The 2743-nt window shown below is 72.8% G+C and carries 3 protein-coding genes; 1 reads left to right on the top strand and 2 read right to left on the bottom strand.

Annotated elements, in window-relative coordinates; all coding sequences use genetic code 11:
- On the top strand, positions 1-589 hold a 589-nt coding region (locus ROTAS13_RS22480), incomplete at its 5' end, for an ABC transporter substrate-binding protein (protein ID WP_171979209.1).
- A gap of 24 nt (positions 590-613) precedes the next feature.
- On the opposite strand, the gene ROTAS13_RS22475 is transcribed toward ROTAS13_RS22480, so the two are convergent.
- A complete protein-coding gene (locus ROTAS13_RS22475) occupies positions 614-2197 on the bottom strand; it encodes an ABC transporter substrate-binding protein (RefSeq protein ID WP_075823497.1) in 1584 nt (527 codons plus the stop codon).
- Between the two features lie 212 nt (positions 2198-2409).
- The coding region (locus tag ROTAS13_RS22470; RefSeq protein WP_171979208.1) for a dihydrodipicolinate synthase family protein at positions 2410-2743 on the bottom strand (334 nt) is incomplete at its 5' end.

The following is a 2743-nucleotide window of genomic DNA, read 5'->3' as shown; positions in this document are numbered from 1 at the left end:
CGGCCTGGCCGACCTGCGCGGCAAGCGGGTGGCGGGCAATCGCGGCGGCTGGGGCCAGTTCCTGGTGCGGGCCGCGCTGCAACGGGCCGGCCTGCCCCCGGATGCGGTGGAGCATGTCTTTCTCGGCCCCGCCGAGGCGGCGCTGGCCTTCCGCTCGGGCTCCGTGGATGCCTGGGCGATCTGGGAGCCCTATGTCTCCATCGAGGTGGCGCAGTTCGGCGCCCGGGTGCTGGAGGACGGCACGGGCCTCACCCCCACCGTCAGCTTCCTGGCCGCGCACCGCAACGCGCTGCGCGACCGGCGCGACGCGCTGGCCGACCTGATGCGGCGGCAGCGCCGGGGCTGGGACTGGGCCGCGGCGCACCTGCCGGACTACGCCGCCTACAACGCGAAGCTGACCCGCCTGCCGGAGAAGCCCGTGCAACTGGCCTTCGAGAAGCAGCGGACCCGCGCCGTGCCGCTCGACGGGGCGCTGCTGGCGGAACTGCAGCAGGCGGCCGACCGGGCGGTGGAGTACGGCGTGCTGAAGCAGCGGATCGACGTCACGGCGGCGATCGACAGGGGCTTCCCGCTCGACACGGCGGGGTAGGGCCGGGGCGTCCCGCGTGGCGCCTCAGCCCTTCCGCACGCCCCAGAACATGGTGCCGCTGGCCTGGACCACCCCGTCAAGGCTGCCGCGCATCGCGGCGGGCAGGTTGTAGGAGCCGACCGGGACGAAGGGCACCTCCTCCAGCGCGATGCGCTGCATCCCGGCGCAGATACGCTTCTGCTCCGCGAGGTCGGGCGCCGCGAACCAGGCATCGCGCAGGGATTCCAGCCGCGGGCTGGTCGGCCAGCCGAACCAGCCGCCCTTGCCGTTGCCGCGCAGCGGGAAGTGGCTGCCGGGATTGCTCAGGCTGAGCCCGGCCCAGGAGGTGCAGAAGACGTTCCAGCCCCCTTCGGCGGCCGGCTTGTCGCTGGCCCGCCGCCCGACCAGCGTGCCCCAGTCCATGCTCTGGAAATCGACGTTGATCCCGATCTGCCGGAACAGGCTCTGCCCCACCTGGGCGATCGGCACCAGCGCCGCCTGGTCCGAGGCGGACATGAAGACCACCGGCTCGCCCTTGTAGCCGCTCTCGGCCACCAGCTTCCGCGCCAGGGCGAGGTCGCGCTTTCCCGTCAGCACCTCCATCCCCGCATCGCCGGCCATGGGCGTGCCCGGGGTGAAGACGCCCGTCGGCACGGTCATCAGGTCGGTCTGGTCGCCGACCACGGCGCTCATGAACTCCGCCTGGTCGATGGCCGGCAGGATCGCGCGCAGCAGCTTCGGGTTGTCGAAGGGCGGCTGGGTGTGGTTCAGCGCGATCACGCCCGGCGTGGGCAGGGAGGAGGTGGAGACCAGCTTCACCCCCGGCTGCCGGCGCAGCGTGGGGAGCAGGTCGAAAAGCGGACTTTCCAGCCAGTCCACCTCGCCCTGTTGCAGCGCGTTGGCGGCGGTGGCCGGGTCGGGGATGACGCGCCATTCGACCCGCGCGACATTCGCCACCTTGCCGCCGGCCCAGAAGGAGGGCGGCTCCTGCCGCGGCTGGTACTTCGCGAAGCGCTCCCAGGCGGAAAAGGAGCCGGAAACGCGCTCTCCCGGCAGGTAGCGGAAGGGGCCGCTGCCAATGGCGTCGGTGACCTGGGCGAAGGCGTCCACCTTCGCCTGGCGCTCCGGCATGATCATGCAGATATCCGGCCCGCCCAGGGCGAAGGTCATCAGCGGGAAGGGCGATTTCAGCCGGATGCGGAAGCGCCGGTCGTCCAGTGCGGCGATCTCCTGGGTCAGCGCGAGGAGCTGCTGCCCGAAGCCCTTGCGCCTGCCCCAGCGGTTGATGGAGGCGACGCAGTCGATGGCGCGGACCGGCTCGTCGTCGTGGAAGACCAGCCCATCCCGCAAGGTGAAGGTCCAGCTCAGCCCGTCATCCGAAACCTCGTGGCCCGCCACCATCTGCGGCCGCGGCGTCAGGGATGCATCGATGCCGTACAGCGTGTCGTACACCATCATCCCGTGGTTGAAGGCGACGGTCGCGGTGGTCCAGACCGGATCGAGGCTCGACAGGTCGGCCTGCGGCACGAAGCGGAGCGTGCTGGCCGGCGACGCCGCCAGGGAAGGACGGGTCAGGCCGGAGCCCGCCGCCAGGGCCACGCCGCCCGCCAGCAACTGCCTGCGCCGCATCGCTCGCTCCCTCCGGATCGCCACGGGCCGAGCTTGGCGGTGCGAAGGCGCTGGAAGCCAGCGGAATAGGGCTGTGCCCCGGCATCATCGAGGCCGGTGGCGGCTCCGGTTGGCGCCGTCTTGTGCAGGATGGCACCATCCCCCGGGCGTCCGCCCCGAAAGCGGGCGGGCAGCGCATCGGGATGTCCTCCGGCACCATCGGCGGCGGGCTCTCAGCCCGGTGCGCCGCCCGCCTGATCCAGCGCCGCCCGGAGCCGGCCATGCTCCGCTTCCGCCAGCGGCAGGATCGGGCGCGGCGGCTCGGCCCGGCAAAGGCCGAGGAGCCCCGCGGCGGCATAGACCACGCGCAGGCTGCCGAACTGGCGGAACAGGGCCCAGAGCGGCGCCAGCTTCGCCTCCAGCCGCGCCACCTCCGCCACATCGCCCGCCTGCGCCGCCCGCATCAGGGCCAGGGCCTGCACCGGCAGCAGCCCGCCCAGGACGCTGTACCAGGCCGCGCCGCCCGCCAGCACGGAGGCAGGCGCGTTCCAGTCGCCGCTGTAGCCG

It is taken from the genome of Roseomonas sp. TAS13, from assembly GCF_001950415.1.
Taxonomy (GTDB): Bacteria; Pseudomonadota; Alphaproteobacteria; order Acetobacterales; family Acetobacteraceae; genus Roseomonas; species Roseomonas mucosa.
The sequence above is the reverse complement of the archived record's forward strand: the minus strand, read 5'-3'. Positions and strand labels throughout refer to the sequence as shown.

What these genes read in the sequence shown, in the direction of transcription:
- ROTAS13_RS22475 (WP_075823497.1), bottom strand. Translation starts at nt 2,197, where the DNA reads ATGCGGCGCAGGCAGTTGCTGGCGGGCGGCGTGGCCCTGGCGGCGGGC.